This window comes from Nocardioides dilutus, assembly GCF_054779555.1.
In genome coordinates this window covers 1,145,426-1,169,482 of the sequence record NZ_BAAGYA010000002.1, presented here as the reverse complement: position 1 = coordinate 1,169,482, position 24,057 = coordinate 1,145,426, and the positions used below count along the sequence as shown (strand labels likewise).

The following is a 24,057-nucleotide window of genomic DNA, read 5'->3' as shown; positions in this document are numbered from 1 at the left end:
AGTGGGGCCCGCCCTCAGCCCAGCCGGGGACCGCGCAGGCCCGAGCGCTGGACGACCCGCTGGATGGTCAGGTCGCGCTCGTCGACGCGGGCGACGTACCTGATCTCCTTCAGGCCCTGCTCCTGGGCGGCGGACTCGAAGACGAAGTGACCGAAACCGAGGATCCGGCCGTGCAGCGGCTTGGTGACGCTGATGTCGAGGATGCGGCTCAGCGGCATCGTCGCCAGGTGGTAGACGAGCACCCCGTGCAGCCGGAACACCCGCATGTTGGTGATCACGAAGCACTCGCGGCGCTCGCGGACGAAGACCCACGCGGCGTGGGCCATCAGGGCGAGCGCCGGCACGATGAAGACCCAGCCGGCGTCCATGTCGACACCGAAGGCCCCCACGATGAGCAGCACCAGGGCGAGCCACGCCTCCGCGGCCGGGCGGACGTAGGCGATCCAGTGGCGGCGCACCTCGTCGACGACGACCTCGCCCTCCTCGCGCAGGAGGTGGCGCCCGATGTTCGGCTCGGTGATCGAGGCCAGCAGACCGCTGCTCATGTCAGGCGCTCACCCAGCCGGCTCAGAGCGCGTCGAAGAAGTCGATCAGCGCGTCGAAGAGCTGGGTGGTCAGCCCCCACAGGCCGCCGACGGCGTCGCCCGCCTGACCGGCGGCACCCGCGGGATCCTGGAGCACGTAGTAGCCGACGAAGAGCACGATCAGGAACGGCACGGCCTTCTTCATCGCGACGCGCTTCCTCTCGTGGACGTCCCGGTGGACACACAGGTACATCCCATTCGTACCAACAGTCCCAGCGGTTCCGTGGGAGGCGCGCCTACCGGCGGGACTCGCGGACCCAGCGATCCGTCGACTCCCACAGCAGCCGGGCGGCTTCGGCGTCCAGCGCGTCCGCAGACGGCTCGGCGACCGCACGGGACCGGTGGTAGCCGCCGGGGACAGCCTCCGGCGAGGTCGCGCAGTGGATGACAGTGCGGGCGCCCACCCTCGGTGACGTGAGGGCCCGGCGCTCGAACGGCAGGAGCAGCCGGCGAATCCGCTGGAGGACCGGCGCCGACTCCAGCCCGCGGTCGGCGATGTTGGTGCTGAGCGCTCCGGGGTGCAACGAGTAGCCGTGCAGACCCTGGGCGCCGTAGCGGCGCTCGATCTCGGCCGCCTCGTGGATCAGCGCCAGCTTCGAGGTGCCGTACGCCGCCCACGAGTCGTAGGGCACCAGGTGCCCGTCGAGACCCTCGTTGCGGCCGCGTTCGTGCAGCTTGGACACGACGTTGACGACGCGGGCCTCGCCGGCCGAGCTCGCGGTGTCGAGCAGCACGGGCAGGAGCAGCCGGGTGAGCTGGGCGGTGCCGAGGTAGTTGGTGCGCCAGTGCACCTCCTTCCCGTCCACGAGCTGGGGCTCTCGCCAGGTCGAGCGCAGGTCGAGGTGGATCCCGGCGTTGTTGACCAGCACGTCGAGGCGCCGGGTGGACTCGGTGAGCCAGGCCGCGAGCGCGGCCACCGAGGCCCGCGATGTCAGCTCGAGCGGGTGCGTATCCGCGCTGACCGGGCAGCTCCTCGTCGTAGTCAGGACCCGGAAGCCGCGCTCGCGGAGCGCCTCCGCGGTCGCCTCGCCGAGCGAGCCGGGCGCGACGCCGGTGACCAGAGCGACCTTGCTCATCCTGACTCCCGCTCCCGGCTCGCCTGCTTGACCGCAGCGTAGAACGCCTGCATCTGCGGGCCGATGCGGGCGAGTTCGACGTACGGCGCTCCGCCGGCCGACCCGTCGACGTAGGCGAACTCGATCTCGTCGCCCATCATCGACCCCCGCATCAGCACCGGGACGCCGGCCGCCTCGGCGGCGTCGCAGGCCGCCCCGACGTCGTCGACCTCGATGCACACGTGGTGCAGGCCCGGCCCGTGCTCCGCGAGGAACTCGGCGTGGATCGTCGGTCCCTCGACCGGCTGGATCAGCTCGAGCTGGAGGTCGCCGGCGTAGCCCAGCGAGATGTGGGCGACGAACCGCACCGGCTTCCCCCGGAGCGTTGTCGTGTCCGCGCCGAACTCGACGTCGGGGATGCGGGTCCACGCCCCGACGCCGAACTGCTCGGAGAGCAGCCGCTCGGTGGCGCCGACGTCGTCGGTGACCCAGCAGATCTGGGTGATCGGGCCGCTCGCGATCGTCACGGGCAGCAATGTAGTTGCGGTCAGGATCTGACCTGATGCGGTCCTACCGTTGTCCCATGACCTCCACCGAGCGCACCGACATCCTCGAAGCCCTGACCAAGCACCGCGAGCTCTTCCGGTTCACAGTCCAGGGCCTGACGGACGAGCAGGCGTCCATGCGGACCACGGCGAGCGAGCTGACCCTCGGCGGGCTCGTCAAGCACGTGACCGCCACCGAGAAGGAGTGGGCCCGGTTCGTGGTGGAGGGGCCCAGGGAGCACACCGTCGACTGGGCGAACATCGACTGGTCCAACCCGCCCGCCGAGGTGCTCGAGCACGCCAACGGGTTCCGGATGCTCCAGGGCGAGACCCTGGCCGGTCTGCTCGACGCCTACGCCGCCGTGGCGGCGGCGACCGACGCGCTCGTCGAGTCGGTCGACAGCCTCGACGACAGCCACGAGCTGCCCTCGGCCCCGTGGTTCCCGCCCGGCGCGCGGTGGTCGGCCCGCCGGGTGTTCCTGCACATCCTGGCCGAGACCTCACAGCACGCCGGCCACGCCGACATCATCCGCGAGTCGCTCGACGGCCAGAAGTCGATGGGCTAGGCCTCGAGTCCCTCGAGCAGCCGGTCGGCGGCGGCGTACGGGTCGGACTCCCCCGTCGCGACCGACGCGGCGAGGTCGTCGAGGTCGGCGCTGCCGTTGACGTCGGCCCAGCGCTGCCGCAGCGCGGCGAGCGCGATCGCCTCGATCTCGTCACGGGCCCGCTTGGTGCGCCGCACGGTCAGCTGTCCCGTCTCCTCCAGCCAGGCCCGGTGCTCGGCGAGCGCGGCGGCCAGCTCGTCGAGACCCGTCCCGGCCCGCGCGACCGTGCTGACGATCGGCGGCTTCCAGCCGTGAGCGCCGCGATCCGACAGGTTCATCATCGACCGGAGCTCCCGCCGCGTCTGCGCGGCTCCCTCGTGGTCGGCCTTGTTGACGACGAAGACGTCGCCGATCTCCAGGATGCCCGCCTTGGCCGCCTGGATGCCGTCGCCCATCCCGGGCGCGAGCAGCACCACGGTGGTGTCCGCGAGCCCGGCCACCTCGATCTCGCTCTGACCGACGCCGACCGTCTCGACCAGGACCACGTCGAAGCCCGCAGCGTCCAGCACCCGCAGCGCCTGCGGCGTCGTCCAGGCGAGGCCGCCGAGGTGGCCGCGCGAGGCCATCGAGCGGATGTAGACGCCCTCGTCGAGGGCGTGGTCACCCATCCGCACCCGGTCGCCCAGCAGCGCACCGCCAGAGAACGGCGAGGACGGGTCCACGGCCAGGACGCCCACCCGCTTGCCCTCGGCGCGCAGCACCTTGACCAGCGCGCTGGTCAACGTGGACTTGCCGACCCCCGGGGACCCCGTGAGACCTACGACGTGCGCCTGCCCGGCGTACGGCGCCAGCGCCGCCATGACCTCGCGGAGCTGGGGCGAACCGCCCTCCACCAGCGAGACCAGGCGGGCCACGGCCCGGGCCTCGCCGTCGCGGGCCCGGGAGACGAGGTCGGCGACGTCAGGCGACCCGGGGGTCGCGGGCGTCCCAGGCGACCTGTGCTCAGGCAGAGGGAACCTTGACGATCAGCGCGTCGCCCTGGCCGCCGCCACCGCACAGCGCGGCGGCACCGGTGCCGCCGCCGCGGCGCTTGAGCTCGAGCGCGAGGTGCAGCACGATCCGAGCCCCGGACATGCCGACCGGGTGGCCCAGCGCGATCGCCCCGCCGTTGACGTTGACCTTGTCCTCGGCGATGCCCAGCTCGCGGGCCGACACGATGCCCACGGCGGCGAAGGCCTCGTTGAGCTCGACCAGGTCGAGGTCGGCGGTCGAGATGCCCTCCTTGTCCACGGCCTTCTTGATCGCGTTGGCCGGCTGGCTCTGCAGGCTGGAGTCCGGGCCGGCGACCTGGCCGGAGGCGCCGATCTCGGCCAGCCACGGCAGGCCCAGCTCCTCGGCCTTGGCCTTGCTCATCACGACCACGGCGCAGGCACCGTCGGAGATCTGCGAGGACGAGCCCGCGGTGATGGTGCCGTCCTTGCTGAAGGCCGGGCGCAGCTTGGACAGCGACTCGGCGGTGGTGTCGCCGCGGACGCCTTCGTCGGTGGTCACCATGACCGGGTCGCCGCGGCGCTGCGGCACCGGGACCGGGACCACCTCGTCGTCGAAGACGCCGTTCTTCCAGGCCTCGGCGGCGAGCTGGTGGGAGCGTGCGGAGAAGGCGTCCTGCTCCTCACGGGTGAGCTCGCGGGCGCCGGAGTTGCAGCCCTCGGTGAGGTTGCCCATCGGCTGGTCGGTGAACTGGTCGTAGAGCGCGTCGTAGGCCATCGAGTCCACGAGCGCCACGTCGCCGTACTTGAAGCCCTCGCGGGACTTCGGCAGGACGTGCGGGGCGTTGGTCATCGACTCCATTCCGCCGGCGACCACGATCTCGTGCTCACCGGCGCGGATCAGCTGGTCGGCGAGCGCGATCGCGTTGATCCCGGACAGGCACACCTTGTTGATCGTGATCGAGGGCACGGCCATCGGGATGCCGGCCTTGACCGACGCCTGGCGGGCGGTGATCTGGCCGGCGCCGGCCTGGATGACGTGGCCCATGATCACGTAGTCGACCTGGTCGGGCGACACGCCCGACTTGTCCAGGGCGCCCTTGATCGCGATGCCACCGAGGTCGGCGGCGGAAAGGTCTTTCAGGCCGCCCAGGAGGCGCCCGATGGGGGTGCGGGCCCCGGCGACGATGACGGATCCAGATGACGGCTGAGCGTCAGACACGGCGTACCTCCAGGAGTGGTTCAGACCCTCGACGTGACGAAGACCTCGCCACGGATGCTGCTCTCGACCTTACTTCTCCGGTTAGCGCTCTGTAACCATGCCCGGCATGACCTCCGACACTCCCGACCTCGGGATCCCGGGCCACCTGTTCACCGCCATCGACCATGTCGGGATCGCCGTCGCCGACCTCGACGAGGCGGTCAGCTTCTACGAGAAGACCTTCGGGATGCGCCTGGCTCACGAGGAGGTCAACGAGGAGCAGGGCGTCCGCGAGGCGATGATGGCCGTCGGGGACTCGGGTTCCCACATCCAGCTGCTGGCGCCGCTGAATGAGGGGTCGACGATCGCCAAGTTCCTCGAGCGCTCGGGTCCCGGCGTCCAGCAGATGGCCTACCGGGTCACCGACGTCGAGGCGGTCAGCGCGATCCTGCGCGAGCGCGGCGTACGCCTGCTCTACGACGCCCCGCGACGGGGTACCTCGGACTCACGGATCAACTTCATCCACCCCAAGGACGCGGGCGGCGTGCTCGTCGAGCTGGTGGAGCCGAGCGAGCAGTAGGCCGCGAGGGACGAGCGGCCTACGTGGGCGAGCGAAGGTCGAGCAAGCCCCGCGGCTGAGGGACGAAGCCGCGACGGGCGAGTCGAGACCACCGCAGCCCAGGCTGGAACCCGCCCCGATCGCGTCGTCCAGGTCACAACCAGTCGATCCCCGACATTACTGATAGGTAACCTTCATGAGCATGCAGCAGATCCTCGACGCCATCCTCGCCGGTGACACCCCTGCCGAGGAGTTCGCGAACCTCCAGATCCCCGAGTCCTACCGCGCCGCCCTGGTCCGCAAGGACGAGGTGGACATGTTCGAGGGCATCCCCTCCAAGGAGAAGGACCCACGCAAGTCGCTGCACGTCGAGGACGTCGCGCTCCCCGAGCTCGGCCCGGGCGAGGCACTGGTCGCGGTCATGGCGAGCGCGATCAACTACAACACCGTGTGGACCTCGATCTTCGAGCCGGTCTCGACCTTCGGGTTCCTGGAGCGCTACGGCCGGCTGTCGGAGCTGACCAAGCGGCACGACCTCCCCTACCACGTGGTCGGTTCCGACCTGGCCGGCGTGGTGCTGCAGACCGGTCCCGGGGTGACCAAGTGGAAGCCCGGCACCGAGGTGGTCGCGCACTGCTTGTCGGTGGAGCTGGAGGACCCCGACGGCCACAACGACACGATGCTCGACCCGCAGCAGCGGATCTGGGGCTTCGAGACCAACTTCGGCGGCCTCGCGCAGATCGCGCTGGTCAAGGCCAACCAGCTGATGCCCAAGCCGAAGCACCTGACCTGGGAGGAGGCCGCCTCCCCCGGGCTGGTCAACTGCACGGCCTACCGCCAGCTGGTCTCCAAGAACGGCGGCGACATGAAGCAGGGCGACAACGTCCTGATCTGGGGCGCGTCGGGCGGCCTGGGCGGTTTCGCGACCCAGTACGCCCTCAACGGCGGCGCCACCCCGGTCTGCGTGGTCTCCAGCGACGACAAGGCCGAGATCGCGCGCTCGATGGGCGCGGAGCTGGTCATCAACCGCGCCGAGGAGGGCTATCGGTTCTGGAAGGACGAGCACACCCAGGACCCGAAGGAGTGGAAGCGCTTCGGCGCCAAGATCCGTGAGCTCACCGGCGGTGAGGACATCGACATCGTCTTCGAGCACCCGGGTCGGGAGACCTTCGGCGCCAGCGTCTACGTCACCCGCAAGGGCGGCACCATCACCACCTGCGCCTCGACCAGCGGCTACATGCACGAGTACGACAACCGCTACCTGTGGATGAACCTCAAGCGGATCATCTCCTCCCACTTCGCCAACTACCGCGAGTCATGGGAGGCCAACCGCCTCATCGCCAAGGGCAGGATCCACCCCACCCTGTCCAAGACCTACACCCTCGACGAGGTCGGACAGGCCGCGCTCGACGTCCACCACAACCTCCACCAGGGCAAGGTCGGGGTCCTCTGCCTGGCCCCCGAGGAGGGACTGGGCGTGCGCGACCCCGAGCTCCGGGCCAAGCACGAGACCGAGATCAACCGCTTCCGCGACGTCTGAGCGCGCACCTGTCCGCGGGCGGGACCCGGGTGTGCGGATCGCCTCCGGATCGGGCAGCATGGGTGACCCGCCCGTGCCCCCACTCGGAAGAGAGCCCGCTCCATGAACCAGGGTCTGTCCATCTTCGAAGACGAGCCCGAGGACAGCGCCAACACCGGTGAGGTGCAGGAGCAGTCCGCCACGGTTCAGGACCAGCCGGACGAGAAGCCGGAGGACAAGCCGGACCCCGACGCCGAGGCGACCGTCGTGATCCCGGCGCTGCCCAAGGACGTGGCCAAGGAGGAGGCGGCTCAGCCGAAGCCGACCCGGCCACCGGCGCCCGCCAAGCAGCAGGAAGACCCGGTCACCCAGACCCGGGCGGTGCCGACCATCCCCCCCGCCCCCGGCCCGGTCCCGCCGCCGCCGGCCGGCCCCCTCCCGGTGGTCCGCAAGAACGGCTACGACGCCGCCGCGGTCGACCAGCGGCTGCAGCAGCTCGCGGCGGACCGCGCGGCGCTGACCGCCGCGATCGCCCAGCACGAGAAGCGGAGCGCCGAGCTCGAGGCCTCGCTCGACAACCTGCTCAGCCAGCTCGACGAGGTCAAGAACCCGTCCTACGCCGGGCTGGGCGGCCGCGCCTCGGCGATGCTCCGGCTCGCCGAGGAGGAGGCCTCCGAGATGCGGGCGGTGGCGCAGAGCGACGCCGAGGAGATCCGCTCCCAGGCCGCACGCGACGCCCAGGCGATCAAGGCCGAGGCCTCGCGGGAGGCCGAGGACATGCGGATCGTGCAGCTCAAGGAGCTCGACGAGCAGCGCACCCGGATGCTCACCGACGCGGAGCAGGCACGCTCCCTGGCCCAGAGCGAGGCTCAGGACCTGGTGGCCAGCGCCACCCGGGAGGCCGACCAGCTGCGGCTCGCCACCCAGCAGGAGGCGACCGAGCTGCGCACCGGCGCCCAGCGCGAGGCCGAGCAGCAGCGGGCGGCCGTCGACCGCGAGGTGCAGGAGGCCAAGCGGCTGCTCGCCGTGGAGCGTGAGCGCCTGGCCCGCGAGGCGACCGAGCACCACAGCAGCGCCATCGCCGAGACCAAGAAGCTGGTCGACGACGCCGAGGCGCGGGCCAGCGCGGCCGAGCAGCGGGCCCGGGACGCGCTCGCCCAGGCCAAGGAGGCCCGCGACGTGGCGGCCAAGGAGTCCGAGGCCATCTTGTCCCGGGCCCGGCGCGAGGCCGAGCAGATCATCGCCGCCGCCAACACCCAGGCGGAGGCGGTGCGCTCAAGCGGTGACGCCGAGCGGCAGCGCGAGGTGGCACTGCTGCGCGCCGAGGTCGACCGGCTCAGCAAGCGCCGGGACGCGATCACCGCACAGCTCGCGTCGCTGCGCGACGTCGTGGCCGGGTTCGGTGATGACGACGCTTCATGACCGCCAACGCGGAGCCCACCCCGGTCGCTGACCCGCCCGAGGAGTCCGAGGGCAAGGCCGACGACGAGGCGGCGGTCGACGGGCCGGACGGCCTCGGCGACCCCGGTGCGCCGCTCGACCACCGGGCGCCGTTCTACATGGGTTTCGTCGGCGCCTCCGGGGCGCTTCTCGCCTACTGGCTCGCGACCAACATCGCCACGATCGGGCCGACGCTCGTCCTGATCATCGTGGCGTTCTTCATCGCTGCCGGGCTCAACCCGTCCGTGGAGTGGATCGAGCGCCGCGGCGTGCGCCGTCGCTATGCCGTCTCCTACGTCATCCTGGCCGTGCTCATCGCGGTCGTGCTGTTCTTCGTGGCGATCGTGCCGGTGATCACCGATCAGGTCGCCTCCATCACCGACAACGCTCCCGGCTGGCTCGACCGGCTGCAGAACAACCAGACCGTCCAGGACCTCGACGAGGAATACCACATCATCGAGAAGATCCGGGACTACGTGACCGACGGGGCCTTCGTGAGCACCCTCTTCGGGGGCGCGCTCGGCTTCGGCCTCGCGGTGCTGGGCGTGCTGTTCAACGCCTTCATCGTGCTGGTGCTGACGCTCTACTTCCTCTCCTCGTTCGCCACCATCAAGGCCGCGTTCTACCGCCTGGCGCCGGCCTCGCGCCGTGACCGGGTCTCCAGGCTCGGCGACCACATCATCCGGGGCGTGGGCGGCTACGTCAGCGGTGCCTTCGTCGTCTCGATGTGCGCGGGCATCTCGTCGCTGGTGTTCCTGTTCATCGTCGGCCTCGGCGAGTACGCCGTCGCGCTGGCGTTCGTGGTCGCCCTGCTCGACGTCATCCCGATGATCGGTGCGACCATCGGCGCGGTCATCGTCACGGCCATCGGCTTCGCCGAGGACCCCAAGATCGGGATCGCCTGCGCCGTCTTCTACCTGGTCTACCAGCAGGTCGAGAACTACCTGATCTACCCGCGGGTGATTTCGAAGTCCGTCGACGTGCCGGGCGCCGTGACGGTCATCGCCGCGCTGATCGGGGCGGCGCTGCTCGGTGTGGTGGGCGCCCTGCTGGCCATCCCGACAGCCGCGGCGCTCCTGATGCTGACCCGCGAGGTGTTCGTCCGGAGGCAGGACGCCAGGTAGCTCAGCCGAGGACGCCGATGAACGCGCGCAGGACGGCCTGCACGCCGTTCCTCGACCAGGCGGCCATCCCTGCGTCACTGAGTGGGGACACCATTCCGGGAGAGCCCTGCACCTCGCGGCACTCCGGGTCGACGACAGTCGCCTGGGTGACCTCGTCGGCCCCGTAAGGGTCCTCCCCCGTGATCGTGATCAGCACCCGCTCGTCGCCGCCCCTCCCGCAGAACTCTGGCGAGCTCTCGAACCCGCCGTCGTAGACCTGCGCGTGGTAGTCGGCCGCCGCCTCGTCGTCGAGCGTCGTGGCATAGACGAGATCGAACGTCGAGGCGCCCTCCTCCCGGCGGTAGGCGCACACCTGCGCCGAGCTGGGGTTTCGCAGGCCTTCCATCAGCATCGAGTCGACGACAGGTGCCGCACCCAGGCTCGCCTCGCAACCGTCGGGAGACCCTGCGGAGTCGAGGATCAGCCGGCGCAGGGCAGGGTCGTCGGTGGCCACTGTCAGGGTCGTGCCGTTGACCTCGACGGTCTCCTGGGTAAATCCGTTGCCGACGTCGGCGGTGCCCGCGGGCAGGGTCGCGCCCAGCCACACGTACGGCGCCTTCGGCTCCGGGTACGGCTCGCCGAGGCACAGGTCCGAGAGCATGACTGGTCGGCCGACCCACGGCGTCCCTTCCTCGGGGTTGACCAGTCGCTTCCCATCAGCGCGCACCATGCCTCCGGGTCCACCGCACAACAGCCGCGACCGGGGATCGAACGACATACTGATCGGTGCGGTGCCCCAACCCCAGTTGGCCGGCACCTCGACCTGGACGCCGTGCCACACCTCACTGCGCCACTCGGTTGGCAGCGGATCGCTGGGCTCCCGGTCGACGACCTGGCTGTCGTCGCGGCCATCGGGTCCTCCGGCATCCTGGACGACGACGGCAGTGACCAGCGCCGCAGCAGCCAGGCCGACCGAGCCGGCCACCCAGGTCCGGCGGCGGCGACCGCGCGCGGCCGACCGGGCCGGGCCCAGCAGGTCGACGTTCGTGTCCACGCCGTCGGCGTGGCGCTGCAGCCCGACGCGGAACGCGTCCTCGAGCCTGGTGTCGTCGGTCATCGCTCGTCCTCCTGGGAAAGCTCCACCCTCAGCGCGGCGAGGGCCCGGTGGACGTGCGAGCGCACGGTGGGCTCGGCCACCCCGAGGATCTCGGCGATCTCCGGATAGTCGAGGTCCTCGTAGAACCGGAGCACGACCGCGGCGCGCTGCTGGCGGGGCAGGCGCTGGCACACCCCCCACACGGCGTCGCCGGTGTCGACGGCGGCCTCGGGGTCGGCGTACGTCGTCTCGCGGACGACCTCGACCGGCGACTCCCGCCTGGTCCGCCGCCAGCCCGACACGTGCGCGTTGACGATCATCCGCCGCACGTACGCCTCGGGGTCCCTGGTGCGCGAGACCCGCGCCCACTTGGCGCAGGCCGAGGTCAGGGCCTCCTGGACCGCGTCCTCCGCGGCGTGCTGGGACCCGACGACCAGGTAGGCGAAGCGCAGCAGCGCGGGCACCCGGGCGGTAGCCCAGTCCTCGAAGGTCGAGGTGCCCGATGGTCTGTCCGTCACGACCACATCCACGCACAACACACGTCCGGGAGGGCGCAGATGTTGCAGCAAGCCTCGAACTAGGCCCCGACGTGTTCCTCGATCACGACCGTGCGCTCCCCGAGCTTGACGCCGACCACCCCGGCCAGGATCAGCAGGCCGCCGACGAGCTGCACCGAGCGCGGCAGCTCGTCGAGGAGCAGCCAGGCCCACAGGACCCCCGCCACGACCTCGGTCAGCGCTACGAAGGACGCCAGCCGGGACCCCAGCAGCCGGCCGGCCGCGACGCCGGTGACATAGGAGAGCGCGGCGGTGAAGACCGCCAGGACGAGGAGCGGCTGCCACCAGGCGAACGAGGAGCCGGCGTAGGCCACGTCACTCGTCGAGGTGCCCATCGGAAGCAGCCCCGCGACGCCCAGCAGCGCCACGGCCAGCGCGCCCACGACCAGACCGCCCGCGGCGAGCACGATCGGCGGCAGGCCGGTCGTGTCGTCGCCGTTGATGATGTAGTAGGCGGCGCAGCCGACCATCGCCCCCAGGGCCCACAGCACGCCGGGCAGGCTCAGGTCGGCGCCGGAGACCAGATCGAGGACCAGCACCAGGCCCAGCGCCGCCAGTCCCGCGCCCGCGAGGGTCATGAGGCCGGGTCGCTGGCCGTGCCGCAGCCACATCCACACGACCACCGCGGCGGGCGCGGTGTACTCGATGAGGAGAGCGGGGCCGACCTGCATGTACTGGACCGCCGAGAAGTAGCAGAACTGCGCGCCCGCCACCGCGAGCAGGCCGTAGAAGACGATGAGCCCGGCGTTGCGCCGCAGCAGGCCCCAGCGACCCCGCAGGGACACGAGGGCGAACGGTAGGACCACGAGCGCCGCGATGCCGATGCGCACGAGCACGATCGCGCCCACGCTCCACCCGGTGTCGAGCAGGCCGCGGGCCAGGGCGCCGGACATGCCGAACGAGCCGGCGGAGACGAGGGCGAGCACGAGACCGGTGCCGAGTCGCGCCCCGGGGGGTGCGGTCGTGACCGTGTCATTGGTCATCGTGCTCATGGCACATGACACTACGCCTGACGATGTAACATGTCAACGTGGTTTTCACCCATGACACCGAGATGGCGCTGCAGTCGGCGGTGCTCATGGCCAACAGCGCGCTCGAACCAGACACCCTCACCACCGTCGCCGACCTCGACGTGATCTGGGACGACTACTCCTACTCCGGGCGCCACGATCGCACCCCAGCCGAGCTGGACGCCGTGCGGGCGATCCGGGGCCGGCTGAGGGACCTGCTCACCGCAGACCGGGACACGGCGGTCGAGCTGGTCAACCAGTGGCTGGCGGACGCGGGAGCGGTCCCCCAGCTCGTGCGGCACGACGCACTCGACTGGCACATCCACGCCATCGACCTCGACGCTCCGCTGGCCGACCGGATCATCGTCGAGACGGCGATGGCGATGGTCGACGTCATCCGCGCCGACGAGATGTCGCGACTCAGCATCTGTGCCGACGACACCTGCGAGGGCATCGTCCTCGACCTGTCCCGCAACCGGTCCCGCCGGTTCTGTTCGACCACCTGCGGCAACCGCAACGCGGTCGCCGCCTACCGGGCCCGCCAGCAGGCCTAGGAGCCCTGGCGCAGGAACCGGCGCAGCACCTCGAGGAACACCTCGGGCTGCTCGGCGTGGACCCAGTGGCCCGCGTCCTTCACCGTGACCCGGCGGTTGAGGGGGAACCAGCGGTCCATCGCCTCGGCATACTCGGGCCGCACGTAGCGCGAGGCCTGGCCGCCGACCCACAACACCGGTCGCGGGTACGCCGCTGCGCCCGCCACCCGGTCCTCCGGCCAGTCCGTGATCAGGTCGAGGTCGCGGCCGAGCAGGTCGAGGTTGAGCAGCCAGTGCCAGCCGTCGTGCTCGCGCCGCAGGCTCTGGAGCAGGAAGCCCCGGACCATCGGGTCGGGCACCGCGTCGCGCAGCGCCTCGTCGGCGTCGGTGCGGCGCTCCAGCGCGTCGAGGTCGATGGCCTTCATCGCCGCGATGTAGCCGTCGAACTCGACGGCGTGGTCGTAGGGCACCGGAGCAACGTCCACGACGGCCAGCCGCTCGACCAGCTCGGGCCGGCGCAGGGCGAGGAGCATCGCCACCTTGCCGCCCATCGAGTGCCCGACCAGCGCGACCGGGTCGTCGGCGCCGAAGTCCGCGGCGACCACCTCGGCCACCTGGTCGGCGTAGTCGACGTAGTCGAACCGGTCGCTGCGCGGCGACCGGCCGTGGTCGGGCAGGTCGACGAGCAGGACTCGGTGGTCGTCGGCCAGTGCCTTCCCGATCGCCGTCCAGTTCTTGCCCTGGCCGAAGAGGCCGTGACAGAAGGCGACGGGGCTCCCGGACTCCCCCAGGTGCGACGTGTTCAGCACCACTCGTGCACACCCTCGGGAGACAGCTCGCGGTCGCGCAGCACGACCGCGTGCGTCTCGGCGTACGCCGCACAGGTGGCCTCGAAGTCCGCAGCCCGGTACTCCACCATCAGCACCTGGTCGCCGAAGTCGTCGACGTAGGCGCCGCACTCGTCGTAGCGCCCGCACTCCTCGGCGACCGCGAAGTCGTAGCCGACCCGGTGGCCGTCGAAGCCCGCGAGGTTCTTCTGCCCCGCGGCGAGGCCGTGCCGGTGGGCTCCCTTGGTCAACAGCCGCGCAAGCTTCAGCGCGTGCCGGCGCTTGAGCAGGCCGTGGCTGCGCGTGAAGGAGTCGAGGTTGTCGAACTCGACGGCGTCGAAGCCGTCGTCCGCGCAGCCGGCGGTCCACCGGGTGACGATCCTCGCGATCCGCTTCCGCTTGTCGGCGGTCCGCAGGTCGAGCAGCCACTCCCCCCACGCCTCGTCCACCACCGGGTCACCGTCGCGGTCGCGGAGGAGCAGCGCCGGGCGCTTGCGCCAGAAGGCCTTCTCGTGCGGCTGGGTCTGGAACCCGTTGACGTAGCAGACGTTGTAGCGGCCGCTCTGAGGCTCCTCCGCACGGTCGCGCACCACGATGCCGACGTGGTCGGGGGCCGGCGACGCGCCACCGAGCTGGTAGTCCACGTCGGTGCCGGTCGGCAGCAGCGTCAGCGCCGGGGCGACCAACGCGGTCAGCACCTGGACGGCGAGTGCGGTCCTCACCCGGAGAACGTAGCCTCCGGGCGCAGCGGGCGTTGATAGGACCATGCCTTCGATCCGCACCCGGTCCCGACTGCTCGCGCTCACCTGCGCCGTGTCGGTCGCCGCCGCCGGCGCCTCTGCTGCGGGCATCCCCGCCGCGGCCGCGTCCCAGCCGTCCACGTCCGTCGCCGCGCCCGCGGCCACCTCCTCCCTGCCGGGACTCAGCCGGCTGGTCACCGCCGGCCCGCTGGTCCGCCGGGCGATCGTCACCTTCGACAAGGTGCCCACCGCCTCCCAGGTCTCGGCGCTGCGGGGCCTGGGTCTCACCGTCCAGCCGATGCGGAAGCTGCCGCTCGCGCTGGTGGCCGGCCCGGCCGCCAAGCTGGTCAAGGCCGCCAAGATCGGCAACGACGTCTATCCCGACGAGACGCTGCGCTACTACGACACGACCTCCGCAGACGCGATGTCGACCTCACCGGCGGCGGCGCAGCGGCTGCGCGCCAGGGGTCTCACCGGCAAGGGCGTGACCGTCGGCATCGTCGACTCGGGCTGTGACGGCACCCATCCCGACCTCGCCGACCACATCACCCACAACGTGACGCTGGTCAGCCCGGAGTACGTCAACTCCGGCACCACCCCCCAGCTCGTCATCCCGGCCGACCAAGGGCCTTACAGCAACACCGACCTCGGCAGCGGCCACGGCACCCACGTCGCCGGCATCGTCGCCGCCGACGGCACCTCCGGCCCGGCCAACCTCGGCGTCGCGCCCGACGCCACGCTCGCCTGCTTCGCGATCGGCGCGGTCATCACGACCACGGCCGTGGTCACGGCCTACGACTATGCGCTGGCTCAGCCCGGGATGCTCGGCATCGACGTCTTCAACAACTCCTGGGGCAACAGCTTCCGCCAGTTCGACCCCGCCGATCCCGTCAACGTCGCCACCAAGGCGGTCACCGACCGCGGCGCGACCGTGGTCTTCGCCGCCGGCAACTCCGGCAGCGAGAACGGCGAGGCCAGCGTCAGCCCCTTCAACCAGGCCCCGTGGGTCATCTCGGTCGCCGCCGGCAGCGTCGAGCGCGAGCGGGGTGACTTCTCCTCCAACGGCCTCGAGTTCGACAACGGTGCGGCCGCCCCGATCGGCCCCGGAGGACACACCGTCTTCACCGGCGACCGGGTCGGCAACACCCAGCCCGACGTGATGGCGCCCGGCGTGGACATCTCCTCGTCCTGCGACAGCACCGGCAGCGTCATCGGCCCCTGCCCCGAACACGGCCAGGCGGAGGCGTCCGGCACCTCGATGGCGTCGCCGCACGTCGCCGGCGCGGCAGCGGTGCTGGAGCAGGCCAAGCCGAGGCTCACCCCGCTGCAGGTCCAGCAGGCGCTCACCGCGACCGCCACCCCGGTGCTCGCCGAGGGCAAGAGGCTCGGCTCCTGGCAGGTCGGCTACGGCCACGTCAACCTCGACAAGGCGGTCAAGCTCGTCACCGCCAAGAAGAAGTGGAAGAAGAAGCTCGCGAAGGCCCAGAAGAAGGCCGATCGGCGGCTGGCCCGCCAGGACGGCTACCGGGTGGTCCGCTCGGACCTCTGGGAGGAGGCAGCGCCTCCGGTCACGGCGATGGGGTCCTACTCGGCGACCCGCGAGCTCACGGTCGGCTCGGGGGCCGACGCCCTCAAGGTCGTCGTGGTGCACCCGACCACCGGTCAGGCCGGCGCCAACCTCTTCAGCTTCACCGCGGTAGTCAAGGACTCCTCGGGCAAGACGGTCGGCACCACCACGACCGACATGCTCTACTCGACCGGCATCGCCCACGTCCTGGTGAAGGGCCTGGCCCCCGGCGCCTACACGATCGAGGTCACCGGCGACTACGCCGTCTCCGACCCCGACACCATCGACAGCGACTCGGTCAACGGTCGTGTGGTGTTCGTGCAGGCCGCCCAGCTGGCAAAGCGATAGGGGGCCAAGCGCTGAGGTCCTGACTTCGGCGGCGGCTCAGAAGTCGACGCCGCCGCCGAGGTCCCCGAAGCCACCCATGTCGCCGCCGCCCCCGAAGTCGCCGCCGCCCGCGTCACCGCCGGCATCGCCGTAGTCTCCGCCCGAGCCGCCGGTCTCGCCCGCGTCGCCGCCACCGTCACCGTGGTCGGCCCAGCCCTCGCCGAACCCCCAGCCACCCATGGAGCCGACGAGCAGGCCTCCGAACAGCAGGCTCATCCCGGCGCCGGCGGCGAAGTAGCCCGCGGCGTACGGCGCGTACGCCGGACCACCCTGCCAGTAGGGCACCCGGCGCGAACCGGTCATCACGGTGCGGACGTCGGGGTCCGCACCCGCCCGAACCCGCTCGGCGTCCAGCGCGCAGGCCGGGACCGGCCGGCTGGCTCCCCCGGCCGGGACGTAGTCGACGTCGGTCACCGACGGCCCGTGCCGCGGGTCGAAGAAGCACGGCGGTCTCCGAGTCGGCAGCGGCTCGCCGGCGACCCGGGCGCGCACGCAGGCGATGGCATAACGGCCGTCGTCCAGGATCTCCGTGACGTGCCGGATGTCGTCCGGCGCGGTCATGGCGTCGCCTGAGGCCTTCGCGTCCTCGTAGGCGTCGAGCGCTCGCTGGTAGTCCGCCCGGGCACCATCGTCGAGAGTGACACCAGCGACCTCGGCGTCGAGCGCCTGGAGCTCGGTCCCCAGTGCGGTGATGTCCTCGTAGGCCAGCTTCTTGACCGGTTCGAGCTCCGCGGCGCGGCGCTCGAGCTCCCTGGCCTGGGTGCGCCTGTTGGCCACTCCCACGACGACGACCACGGCGGCCAGCACCGCCAGGATCACGAGCAGCTCCATGCTGTGAGCCTACGGATCAGGTGGTGGGTGACCGCCGGATCGTCACCCTGGGAGGATCGTCGGATGCAGGTGGACCTCGTCGAGACCGGGCTGCTCCGGTTCGCCGACGGCACGCCAGTCCGGGCCGCGTCGGCGATCGCCCCCTACGCCGACGGCTGGCTGGTGGGACAGGACGACGCGACCCACGCCTGCTGGTGGCGACGCGGCGTGGGCACGCCGGTCCGGGTCTTCCCGGCCGTGGAGGGCCACGAGGTGTTCTCCGAGGCGACGGGGACCAAGGACCTCAAGCCGGACCTGGAGGCCGCGGTCGACATCGACGGCGGGGTGCTGATGCTGGGCTCCGGGTCCACGCCGGCCCGGATGCGCGGAGCTTGGCTGGCGCCGGGCGGTGGCCCGAGCGTCGGCGACCTGAGCGCGGTCTACGCCCGCGCCGCCGAGCTGCTCGCGGTGTCACCGGACAGGCTCAACCTCGAGGGCGCCTGCGTCGTCGGTGACCGGCTGCGCTGGTTCCAGCGCGGGCTGCCTGCTGCGGGGGTGCCGACCGCCAGTGTCGACGTCGATCTTCGAGCACTCCTCGATGCGGTGCGCGGGCTCGGTCAGGACTCACTCATCGCTGTGCAGGACGTGCGGCACTACGTCCTCGAGAGCCCGGACGGACTGGCGCTGGCCACCACCGACGCAGTCACGCTCCCGGACGGGCGGATCCTGGTGAGCGCCGCCGCGGAGGACAGCCCCAACACATACGACGACGGGCCGGTGCTCGGCTCCGCGCTGGCGCTGCTCGACGGCGACGTCACCGTCACCACGGTCAGCCTCCCCGAGCCGGACGGCCGAATCGCCAAGGTCGAGGGGCTGGCCGTGCTGGAGTGGGACGAAAGGGGCGGGCGGCTGCTCGCCACGGTCGACGCCGACGACCCCGAGGTCCCGTCCTCCGTGCTGACCCTCGACGTTCGGCTCTAGGTCCTCAGCGCGTCGAGTAGTCCCGGAAGCCGCGCTTGGTCTTGCGACCGAGGTAGCCCGCGGTGACCAGGTGCTCGAGCAGCGGCGCCGGCGCGAAGCCTGGCTCGCGGAACTCGAGATAGAGCTCGCGCTGGATCGCCAGCGAGACGTCGTTGCCGACCACGTCGAGCAGCTCGAAGGGCCCCATCGGCAGCGCACAGCCCTGCTTCATCGCGGTGTCGATGTCGTCCGCGGTCGCGTAGTGCGCCTCGAGCATCTTCACCGCGTCGTTGAGGTAGGGGAACAGCAGCGCGTTGACGATGAACCCGGCGCGGTCGGCGCACGACACGGCGACCTTGCCGATCTTGTCGCAGAGCGCCCGGGTCGTCTCGGTGACGTCCTCCGCCGTCGAGACGGTCGAGACGACCTCCACCAGCTTCATGACCGGTGCCGGGTTGAAGAAGTGCATGCCGACGACGTCCTGCGGCCGCGTGGTGACCTTGGCCAGCGAGATGATCGGCAGCGACGAGGTCGTGGTGGCCAGGATCGCGCCCGGCTTGCAGATGTCGTCGAGGTTCTCGAACAGCGTGGTCTTGACCGCGAGGTCCTCGGCGATCGCCTCGACCACGAGGTCGACGTCCTTGAGGTCGTCGAGCGAGGTGGTGCCGCTGACCCTGGTGAGGACGGCGGCCTTGTCCTCCTCGGTGGCCCGCCCGCGCTGGATCTGGCGGTCGAAGTTCTTGGTGATCGCGGTGACCACGCCGTCGACCTTGTCCTGGGAGCGGCCGACGAAGAGCACCTGGTAGCCCGCCTTCGCGAACACCTCGACGATCCCGCTGGCCATCGTCCCGGTGCCGACCACGCCCACCTGCTTGATGTCGTGGTGCAGCTTCGGCTTGTCGGCCTCGGAGGGGGTCTGGTCGTCGGCGACGGTCCTGGGACTGTCCGGGGCGTCGTAGGTGTAGAAGCCCCGGCCGGTCTTCCGGCCGAGCATGCCGGCGGTGACCATCTGCTTGAGGATGGGCGAAGGCGCGTGCAGGCGGTCGCGGCCCTGGCGATACATCGTCTCGAGGATCTCGTAGGCCGTGTCGAGGCCGATCAGGTCGAGCAGCTGCAGCGGACCCATCGGGTAGCCGCAGCCGAACCGCATCGCGGCGTCGATGTCCTCGCGGGACGCATACTTGCCCTCGTACATCGCCACGGCGTGGTTGAGGTAGCCGAACAGCAGCGTGTTGGCGATGAAGCCCGCCTTGTCGCCGCAGACGACCGGGTTCTTGCCCACCTGTCGCACCAGGGCGGAGACGTCGGCGAGGACCTGCTCCTCGGTGACCACGGTGCGGACGATCTCGACCAGCCCCTGCACCGGCGCCGGGTTGAAGAAGTGCACCCCGATGACCCGGCCCGGCTGGGAGTTCGCCGTGGAGATGTCGGTGACCGACAGCGACGAGGTGTTGGTGGCCAGGATCGCCTCGGGCGCCACGATCGAGTCGAGCTCGCGGAAGATCTGCTTCTTGACGTCGATGGACTCCACGACGGCCTCGACGACGAAGTCGGCGTCGGTGAGGTCCTTGAGCTCGGTGCTGAAAGAGATGCGGCCGAGCAGTTCGGCCTGCTCCTCCTCGGTCATCTTCTGGCGGGCCACGGCCCGGCCGGTCGAGTGCTCGAGGTGCTGACGACCACGGTCCAGCCCCTCGTCGTTCTGGTCCACGCCGATGACCTTGAAGCCCTCGCGCGCGAACACCTCAGCGATGCCGGCTCCCATGGTGCCGAGACCGACGATTCCGATGGTCTCGAAGGTTCGTCCGGTGGGCTCTTCAGTGGTGACGTCGGTCATGCGCCGGATGCTAGTTGACCCACGGGTAACTATGGGCGGAGGGCGACGGACATCACGATTCGGACCCCGTCGGCGTCGAGCCCGATCTGGCTCTCGTGCTCGCGCAGCTCCTGCTGGAAGGGAAGCAGGTCCGCGACCTCCTCGAAGCCGAGCGTCGCGTAGAACGGCCCGTTGAACGGCAGGTCCCGGTAGGTGCACAGGGACAGCTGCCGGTGCCCGTCGCGGCGCGCCTCGCGCATCGCCGCCCTCACCAGGGCGGCGCCGACGCCCTGACGCTGCGCCTCCGGGCGCACCGACAGCTGCTCCAGGTGGGCGTGGCCGTCGAGCTCCAGCACGTGGACGAAACCCACGGGGGGCTCGCCCCCGTCCGCCGCCACGAGGATGAACCCCGGCTTGGCGTCTCGTTCCCACCCAGAGTCGGCAGGCTGGGTCAGCACCGGGTGCATGTCAGGACCGAAGGCGGCGCGGAACTGCGGTGCACCCGAGTCCTCGATCGCGGCGATGTGCTTGAGGTCGGCCGCGCGCAGCGGGCGGACGGCGTACGACGGGGGCACGACCGCCACTGTAGATTCACCGCCCGTGAGGCTCGTCGTCGCTCGGTGCCAGGTCGACTACGCCGGACGGCTCACGGCCCACCTGCCGATGGCGACGCGGGTGCTGATGGTCAAGGCCGACGGTTCGGTCCTGGTCCACTCCGACGGCGGCTCCTACAAGCCGCTCAACTGGATGTCACCGCCCTGCAAGGTCCGGGAAGGCACCACCGACGAGGGCCACGTCGAGTGGACCGTCACCGGCAAGGACGACGACACCCTGCGGATCCTGATCGAGAAGATCCACCACGACTCCTCCCACGAGCTCGGCATCGACCCGGGTCTGCAGAAGGACGGCGTCGAGAAGCACCTCCAGGAGCTGCTCGCCGAGCACCCGGCCACCCTCGCCGAGGGCCTCACCCTCGTCCGCCGCGAATACCCCACCGCGATCGGTCCGGTCGACCTCATGTGCCGCGACGCCGCCGGCGCCAGCGTGGCCGTGGAGATCAAGCGCCGCGGCGAGATCGACGGCGTCGAGCAGCTCACCCGCTATCTCGACCTGCTCAACCGCGAGCCTCTGCTCACCACGAAGGGCCCGGTCCGCGGGATCTTCGCTGCCCAGGTCATCAAGCCCCAGGCCCGAGTCCTGGCGGAGGACCGTGGCATCACCTGCGCCACCGTCGACTACGACGCCCTGCGTGGCCTCGACGATCCCAGCCACCGGCTCTTCTGACTCCGCTCGACGCCGAGTCGGCGCTACTGCCCATCAGTAACGACGACTCGGCGCGCCACCAGCCCACCCCCCACCCCGAGTCGGCGCTACTGCCCATCAGTAACGACGACTCGGCGCGATTCTGAGAGCGTGTGCGCGTGCGGATCTTCCACATCGCCACGGCGACCGACTGGGCGGCAGCGCAGGAGTCCGGGGCTTACACGACCTCGACCATCGGCGTGACCCTCGAAGAGGAGGGCTTCCTCCACGCCAGTCGCGCCGACCAGTGGGAGGCGGTGCGGGAGCGCTACTACGGCGGGGTCGATGAGCCGCTGGTGCTGCTGGAGATCGACACCGACCTGCTCGACGTTCCCTGGGTCGAGGAGCTGGCGGCGCCAGACGCCGCGGAGACGTTCCCCCACATCTACGGACCGCTGTCACCGGACGCCGTGGTCACGGTCACGCCGATCCGCACGACGTAACTCCGTTCACCACCCTTCGTTGGAGCCGAGACGGAAGGATCTCGGATGTCTCGTGCTGCGCGCGTCCTGCTCGCTCTGCTGCTCTCTGCACCGCTCGCCGTCGGCCTCGTCGCTCTCGGCGCCACCCCGTCGACAGCCCACGAGGAGCGTCCGGCGACGTTCCCCGACGGCACGGGCAAGGTGCCGAAGTTCCGCGGCTACAAGAACCCTCGCGCAAGGGTGGTGTGCCGGCCGGGCAGCAAGGGCCTCATCGCCAAGCTCCCGGACGGCAAGGTCAAGCAGCGCAACGAGCGGCTGCTGAAGAAGTGCGAGTTCCGCAACATCCAGGCCGCCATCGACACGGTGCGCAAGCGCAACACCTCGATCTACGTCCTGCCCGGCACCTACAGGGAGCGGCCGACCGCCGGCAACCAGCGGAGCAACTACTGTTCGCATCTCGGCACCGCGTCCAAGGCGCCGCTGGAGGCATCGGAATACATCGGCAGCATCTCCTCTCCCGACACCGGAGGGCCCGACGAGGACCAACGGGCCGCCGAGGAGTCCGGCACCACCGACCCGATCGCACTGTCCTACGCCGACCAGCGGGCGTGCCCGCACAACCTCAACCTGATCGCCGTCTTCGGCGACAAGACCCCCAACAACAGCTCGATCCGCTGCGACAGCAAGTTCTGCGGCATCCAGATCGTCGGGACCGGCCGCCGGATGACCGATGTCGTGATCGACAACGACTTCAACAAGCTCAACGCGATCCGGCTGGACCGCGCCGGGGGCGCCGTCGTGCGCAACCTGACCGTCCAGCAGTCGGAGTTCAACGCGATCTACGTCCTGGAGACCGACGGCTTCTTCGTCGACAAGATCACCGCGCGTGGCAACGACGAGTACGGCATCCTCGCCTTCGCCAGCGACCACGGCCTCATCCAGCGGTCCGACACGTACTACAACGGCGACTCGGGGATCTACCCGGGCTCCGGGGCGGACCTCAATGCCGACAACACCTCGATCGTGCCCACCCGCTACGCCATCGAGATCCGGCGCAACCGCAGCCACGACAACACGCTCGGCTACTCCGGCACCGCCGGCAACTCGATCTGGGCGCACCACAACCGGTTCTACGACAACGCCACGGGCATCGCGACCGACTCGCTGTTCCCCGGTCACCCGGGGCTGCCGCAGGACCACGCCCGGTGGAGCCACAACCAGATCTACTCCAACAACAGCAACTACTACGCCAAGTACATCGACACGGGCGTGTGCGCGAAGCCGATGGAGGAACGCGGCTACATCGACGGGACGGTCTGCCCCGTGGTCCCGACGCCGGTGGGCACCGGCGTGCTCATCGCCGGCGGCAACTTCAACTCGACCGACCACAACTGGATCTACGACAACTGGCGCTACGGGACCATGCAGTTCTGGGTGCCCGCTCCGCTGCGCGACGAGTTCGACCCCGCCAAGCTCTACGACACGTCCCACAACAACCAGACCACCGACAACCAGATGGGGATCGCTCCCGACGGCGCGATCCACCACAACGGGGTCGACCACTGGTGGGACGACGAGGGCGGCGGCAACTGCTGGCAGGGCAACACCTACTCCCGCGGCGTCCAGACCTCCAACTTCACCGTCCCGCCACCGTCGTGCGCGGCCGGTGGGTCGGTCAACACCCCGGGCGCACCGGTCAAGGACGCCGGCTTCCTGTCCTGCAGCCAGTACGACCGCAGCGACCCCGACCTGCGCCACCCGCCCGGCTGCGAGTGGTTCGAGGACCCGGTGCGGCCGAACGCGCGCGCGGGAGCACCGACGAGCAGGTTCGACACCAGTCCCCAGGAGCAGGGCGTGCTGGTGGGTCTCCCGGTGCTGACCGTGCTCGGCGCGCTCGGCGCCCTGGGCCTGGTCCGGAGAAGGCGTGCTGCGTAAGACACTCGTAGCCCTCGCAGCGCTGGCGGGCCTCGTGCTCGCCGGTGGGGTGGCCGGTGCCCGGAGCACTCCGGACCTCGACGCAGCCGGGCCCACGTCGGTCACCGGCACCGAGGCCACCGCCGTGTTCCAGGTCGCGGACCGGACGGTCCGGCAGGTGCGCTACGCCGACGCCGGGACGCTGCGCTACACGTTCCGCCTCACCAACCAGGGGTGGCTGCCGGTCACCGTGCTCGGCCTCGCCCCGGACCAGGCCGACCCTCGGCTGTTCCACCTGGTCGAGGTGACCGGGCCGGCAGGGCAGGACACCTTCGAGGTCGGCGGCGGCGACTCGACGGAGGTCACCCTCGCCATGGCGATGGGTGGGTGCGAGACGCTCTCGTCGCGCTCCGGCTCGTTCGTCACCGAGGTCCGGCTGCGGACCAGCCAGGCGGGGTTGTTCGAGGACGACGTGACGCTCGCTCTCCCCGAGGAGCTGCACACCGGATCGCCGCGGGAGGCCTTCTGCCCCAACTCGACGGCCACCTCACGGCCGCAGGGCTAGGAGTCCTGGGCTAG

Annotated in this window: 26 protein-coding genes; 12 read left to right on the top strand and 14 right to left on the bottom strand. The window is 70.7% G+C overall.

Annotated elements, in window-relative coordinates; genetic code table 11:
* Positions 1-14 precede the first annotated feature (14 nt).
* The 4 genes from ACYVC6_RS15325 to ACYVC6_RS15310 are packed head-to-tail and all read right to left on the bottom strand — an operon-like array spanning position 15 to position 2,166.
* On the bottom strand, positions 15-545 hold the full coding sequence (locus tag ACYVC6_RS15325; protein ID WP_460715250.1) for a PH domain-containing protein: 531 nt from the start codon (positions 543-545) through the stop codon (positions 15-17).
* Between the two features lie 22 nt (positions 546-567).
* Positions 568-777, bottom strand: coding sequence for a hypothetical protein (locus tag ACYVC6_RS15320; RefSeq protein WP_460715249.1), 210 nt, complete (start codon positions 775-777; stop codon positions 568-570).
* Positions 778-820: 43 nt separating this feature from the next.
* Complete coding sequence (locus tag ACYVC6_RS15315) at positions 821-1,660, bottom strand: SDR family NAD(P)-dependent oxidoreductase (RefSeq protein WP_460715248.1); 840 nt, start codon at positions 1,658-1,660, stop codon at positions 821-823.
* Positions 1,657-2,166: a VOC family protein gene (locus ACYVC6_RS15310; RefSeq protein ID WP_460715247.1), complete on the bottom strand. Its 510-nt coding sequence runs from the start codon at positions 2,164-2,166 to the stop codon at positions 1,657-1,659. The genes ACYVC6_RS15315 and ACYVC6_RS15310 overlap by 4 nt, the downstream gene beginning before the upstream one ends.
* A gap of 56 nt (positions 2,167-2,222) precedes the next feature.
* On the opposite strand from ACYVC6_RS15310, the gene ACYVC6_RS15305 reads away from it, so the two are divergent.
* Entirely contained in the window at positions 2,223-2,750 is a 528-nt protein-coding gene (locus ACYVC6_RS15305; RefSeq protein WP_460715246.1) for a mycothiol transferase, read from the top strand.
* Here ACYVC6_RS15305 and meaB read toward each other — a convergent pair.
* Both meaB and ACYVC6_RS15295 read right to left on the bottom strand, forming a co-directional pair.
* Positions 2,747-3,739, bottom strand: a complete 993-nt coding sequence (gene meaB, locus ACYVC6_RS15300) for a methylmalonyl Co-A mutase-associated GTPase MeaB (protein ID WP_460715350.1) — start codon at positions 3,737-3,739, stop codon at positions 2,747-2,749. The genes ACYVC6_RS15305 and meaB overlap by 4 nt on opposite strands.
* Positions 3,732-4,940 carry an acetyl-CoA C-acetyltransferase gene (locus ACYVC6_RS15295; RefSeq protein WP_460715245.1) on the bottom strand — a complete coding sequence of 403 codons (1,209 nt, stop codon included), beginning with the start codon at positions 4,938-4,940 and terminating at the stop codon, positions 3,732-3,734. Before ACYVC6_RS15295 ends, meaB begins: the two co-directional genes overlap by 8 nt.
* 106 nt (positions 4,941-5,046) lie before the next feature.
* Between ACYVC6_RS15295 and mce the strand changes: the two genes are divergently transcribed.
* The 4 genes from mce (at position 5,047) to ACYVC6_RS15275 (ending at position 9,561) form a co-directional block, all read left to right on the top strand.
* The gene (gene mce / locus ACYVC6_RS15290; RefSeq protein WP_460715244.1) at positions 5,047-5,499 is read left to right on the top strand and encodes a methylmalonyl-CoA epimerase; all 453 of its coding nucleotides are present in this window, start codon (positions 5,047-5,049) and stop codon (positions 5,497-5,499) included.
* Positions 5,500-5,680: 181 nt separating this feature from the next.
* A complete protein-coding gene (gene ccrA, locus ACYVC6_RS15285; RefSeq protein ID WP_460715349.1) occupies positions 5,681-7,018 on the top strand; it encodes a crotonyl-CoA carboxylase/reductase in 1,338 nt (445 codons plus the stop codon).
* A gap of 102 nt (positions 7,019-7,120) precedes the next feature.
* On the top strand, positions 7,121-8,419 hold the full coding sequence (locus ACYVC6_RS15280) for a hypothetical protein (RefSeq protein ID WP_460715243.1): 1,299 nt from the start codon (positions 7,121-7,123) through the stop codon (positions 8,417-8,419).
* Positions 8,416-9,561, top strand: coding sequence for an AI-2E family transporter (locus tag ACYVC6_RS15275; RefSeq protein WP_460715242.1), 1,146 nt, complete (start codon positions 8,416-8,418; stop codon positions 9,559-9,561). Before ACYVC6_RS15280 ends, ACYVC6_RS15275 begins: the two co-directional genes overlap by 4 nt.
* 1 nt (position 9,562) lies before the next feature.
* On the opposite strand, the gene ACYVC6_RS15270 is transcribed toward ACYVC6_RS15275, so the two are convergent.
* From ACYVC6_RS15270 to ACYVC6_RS15260, 3 genes are read right to left on the bottom strand one after another with little or no spacing between them, the layout of a single operon-like run.
* Positions 9,563-10,657, bottom strand: a complete 1,095-nt coding sequence (locus tag ACYVC6_RS15270; protein WP_460715241.1) for a hypothetical protein — start codon at positions 10,655-10,657, stop codon at positions 9,563-9,565.
* Positions 10,654-11,154, bottom strand: a complete 501-nt coding sequence (locus ACYVC6_RS15265) for a SigE family RNA polymerase sigma factor (RefSeq protein WP_460715240.1) — start codon at positions 11,152-11,154, stop codon at positions 10,654-10,656. Before ACYVC6_RS15265 ends, ACYVC6_RS15270 begins: the two co-directional genes overlap by 4 nt.
* A gap of 59 nt (positions 11,155-11,213) precedes the next feature.
* Complete coding sequence (locus ACYVC6_RS15260; protein WP_460715239.1) at positions 11,214-12,185, bottom strand: EamA family transporter; 972 nt, start codon at positions 12,183-12,185, stop codon at positions 11,214-11,216.
* A 38-nt stretch (positions 12,186-12,223) separates the two neighbouring features.
* Here ACYVC6_RS15260 and ACYVC6_RS15255 point away from each other — a divergent pair, with 38 nt between their 5' ends.
* The gene (locus tag ACYVC6_RS15255; protein ID WP_460715238.1) at positions 12,224-12,757 is read left to right on the top strand and encodes a CGNR zinc finger domain-containing protein; all 534 of its coding nucleotides are present in this window, start codon (positions 12,224-12,226) and stop codon (positions 12,755-12,757) included.
* On the opposite strand, the gene ACYVC6_RS15250 is transcribed toward ACYVC6_RS15255, so the two are convergent.
* Both ACYVC6_RS15250 and ACYVC6_RS15245 read right to left on the bottom strand, forming a co-directional pair.
* The gene (locus tag ACYVC6_RS15250; protein WP_460715236.1) at positions 12,754-13,548 is read right to left on the bottom strand and encodes an alpha/beta fold hydrolase; all 795 of its coding nucleotides are present in this window, start codon (positions 13,546-13,548) and stop codon (positions 12,754-12,756) included. The two genes, ACYVC6_RS15255 and ACYVC6_RS15250, sit on opposite strands and share 4 nt — an antisense overlap.
* The gene (locus tag ACYVC6_RS15245; protein WP_460715235.1) at positions 13,539-14,285 is read right to left on the bottom strand and encodes an endo alpha-1,4 polygalactosaminidase; all 747 of its coding nucleotides are present in this window, start codon (positions 14,283-14,285) and stop codon (positions 13,539-13,541) included. Before ACYVC6_RS15245 ends, ACYVC6_RS15250 begins: the two co-directional genes overlap by 10 nt.
* A 43-nt stretch (positions 14,286-14,328) precedes the next feature.
* Here ACYVC6_RS15245 and ACYVC6_RS15240 point away from each other — a divergent pair, with 43 nt between their 5' ends.
* Positions 14,329-16,218: a S8 family serine peptidase gene (locus tag ACYVC6_RS15240; RefSeq protein ID WP_460715234.1), complete on the top strand. Its 1,890-nt coding sequence runs from the start codon at positions 14,329-14,331 to the stop codon at positions 16,216-16,218.
* 36 nt (positions 16,219-16,254) lie between these two features.
* On the opposite strand, the gene ACYVC6_RS15235 is transcribed toward ACYVC6_RS15240, so the two are convergent.
* Positions 16,255-17,088 carry a hypothetical protein gene (locus ACYVC6_RS15235; RefSeq protein ID WP_460715233.1) on the bottom strand — a complete coding sequence of 278 codons (834 nt, stop codon included), beginning with the start codon at positions 17,086-17,088 and terminating at the stop codon, positions 16,255-16,257.
* 63 nt (positions 17,089-17,151) lie between these two features.
* On the opposite strand from ACYVC6_RS15235, the gene ACYVC6_RS15230 reads away from it, so the two are divergent.
* On the top strand, positions 17,152-18,048 hold the full coding sequence (locus ACYVC6_RS15230) for a DUF6910 family protein (protein ID WP_460715232.1): 897 nt from the start codon (positions 17,152-17,154) through the stop codon (positions 18,046-18,048).
* A 4-nt stretch (positions 18,049-18,052) separates the two neighbouring features.
* Here the strand turns inward: ACYVC6_RS15230 and ACYVC6_RS15225 are convergent, their stop codons facing one another.
* Positions 18,053-19,861 (bottom strand): 3-hydroxyacyl-CoA dehydrogenase family protein, encoded by a 1,809-nt coding sequence (locus tag ACYVC6_RS15225; RefSeq protein WP_460715231.1) that lies wholly within the window; start codon positions 19,859-19,861, stop codon positions 18,053-18,055.
* Positions 19,862-19,890: 29 nt separating this feature from the next.
* Positions 19,891-20,415 carry a GNAT family N-acetyltransferase gene (locus ACYVC6_RS15220; protein ID WP_460715230.1) on the bottom strand — a complete coding sequence of 175 codons (525 nt, stop codon included), beginning with the start codon at positions 20,413-20,415 and terminating at the stop codon, positions 19,891-19,893.
* Between the two features lie 25 nt (positions 20,416-20,440).
* Here ACYVC6_RS15220 and nucS point away from each other — a divergent pair, with 25 nt between their 5' ends.
* From nucS to ACYVC6_RS15200, 4 genes are all read left to right on the top strand, one after another.
* Complete coding sequence (gene nucS, locus ACYVC6_RS15215; RefSeq protein WP_460715229.1) at positions 20,441-21,124, top strand: endonuclease NucS; 684 nt, start codon at positions 20,441-20,443, stop codon at positions 21,122-21,124.
* A 137-nt stretch (positions 21,125-21,261) separates the two neighbouring features.
* Positions 21,262-21,585, top strand: coding sequence for a DUF952 domain-containing protein (locus ACYVC6_RS15210; RefSeq protein WP_460715228.1), 324 nt, complete (start codon positions 21,262-21,264; stop codon positions 21,583-21,585).
* A gap of 45 nt (positions 21,586-21,630) precedes the next feature.
* Positions 21,631-23,499: a right-handed parallel beta-helix repeat-containing protein gene (locus tag ACYVC6_RS15205; RefSeq protein WP_460715227.1), complete on the top strand. Its 1,869-nt coding sequence runs from the start codon at positions 21,631-21,633 to the stop codon at positions 23,497-23,499.
* Positions 23,489-24,043, top strand: a complete 555-nt coding sequence (locus ACYVC6_RS15200) for a hypothetical protein (protein WP_460715226.1) — start codon at positions 23,489-23,491, stop codon at positions 24,041-24,043. The genes ACYVC6_RS15205 and ACYVC6_RS15200 overlap by 11 nt, the downstream gene beginning before the upstream one ends.
* Positions 24,044-24,057 lie beyond the last annotated feature (14 nt).

Excerpts from the sequence above, each read along its gene's own strand:
- ccrA (WP_460715349.1), top strand. The coding sequence starts at position 5,681 with ATGCAGCAGATCCTCGACGCCATCCTCGCCGGTGACACCCCTGCCGAG.
- ACYVC6_RS15225 (WP_460715231.1), bottom strand. The coding sequence starts at position 19,861 with ATGACCGACGTCACCACTGAAGAGCCCACCGGACGAACCTTCGAGACC.
- ACYVC6_RS15270 (WP_460715241.1), bottom strand. The coding sequence starts at position 10,657 with ATGACCGACGACACCAGGCTCGAGGACGCGTTCCGCGTCGGGCTGCAG.
- ACYVC6_RS15320 (WP_460715249.1), bottom strand. The coding sequence starts at position 777 with ATGTACCTGTGTGTCCACCGGGACGTCCACGAGAGGAAGCGCGTCGCG.
- ACYVC6_RS15260 (WP_460715239.1), bottom strand. The coding sequence starts at position 12,185 with ATGAGCACGATGACCAATGACACGGTCACGACCGCACCCCCCGGGGCG.
- ACYVC6_RS15305 (WP_460715246.1), top strand. The coding sequence starts at position 2,223 with ATGACCTCCACCGAGCGCACCGACATCCTCGAAGCCCTGACCAAGCAC.
- ACYVC6_RS15230 (WP_460715232.1), top strand. The coding sequence starts at position 17,152 with ATGCAGGTGGACCTCGTCGAGACCGGGCTGCTCCGGTTCGCCGACGGC.
- ACYVC6_RS15240 (WP_460715234.1), top strand. The coding sequence starts at position 14,329 with ATGCCTTCGATCCGCACCCGGTCCCGACTGCTCGCGCTCACCTGCGCC.
- ACYVC6_RS15205 (WP_460715227.1), top strand. The coding sequence starts at position 21,631 with ATGTCTCGTGCTGCGCGCGTCCTGCTCGCTCTGCTGCTCTCTGCACCG.
- ACYVC6_RS15235 (WP_460715233.1), bottom strand. The coding sequence starts at position 17,088 with ATGGAGCTGCTCGTGATCCTGGCGGTGCTGGCCGCCGTGGTCGTCGTC.
- ACYVC6_RS15325 (WP_460715250.1), bottom strand. The coding sequence starts at position 545 with ATGAGCAGCGGTCTGCTGGCCTCGATCACCGAGCCGAACATCGGGCGC.
- mce (WP_460715244.1), top strand. The coding sequence starts at position 5,047 with ATGACCTCCGACACTCCCGACCTCGGGATCCCGGGCCACCTGTTCACC.
- ACYVC6_RS15280 (WP_460715243.1), top strand. The coding sequence starts at position 7,121 with ATGAACCAGGGTCTGTCCATCTTCGAAGACGAGCCCGAGGACAGCGCC.
- ACYVC6_RS15315 (WP_460715248.1), bottom strand. The coding sequence starts at position 1,660 with ATGAGCAAGGTCGCTCTGGTCACCGGCGTCGCGCCCGGCTCGCTCGGC.
- ACYVC6_RS15275 (WP_460715242.1), top strand. The coding sequence starts at position 8,416 with ATGACCGCCAACGCGGAGCCCACCCCGGTCGCTGACCCGCCCGAGGAG.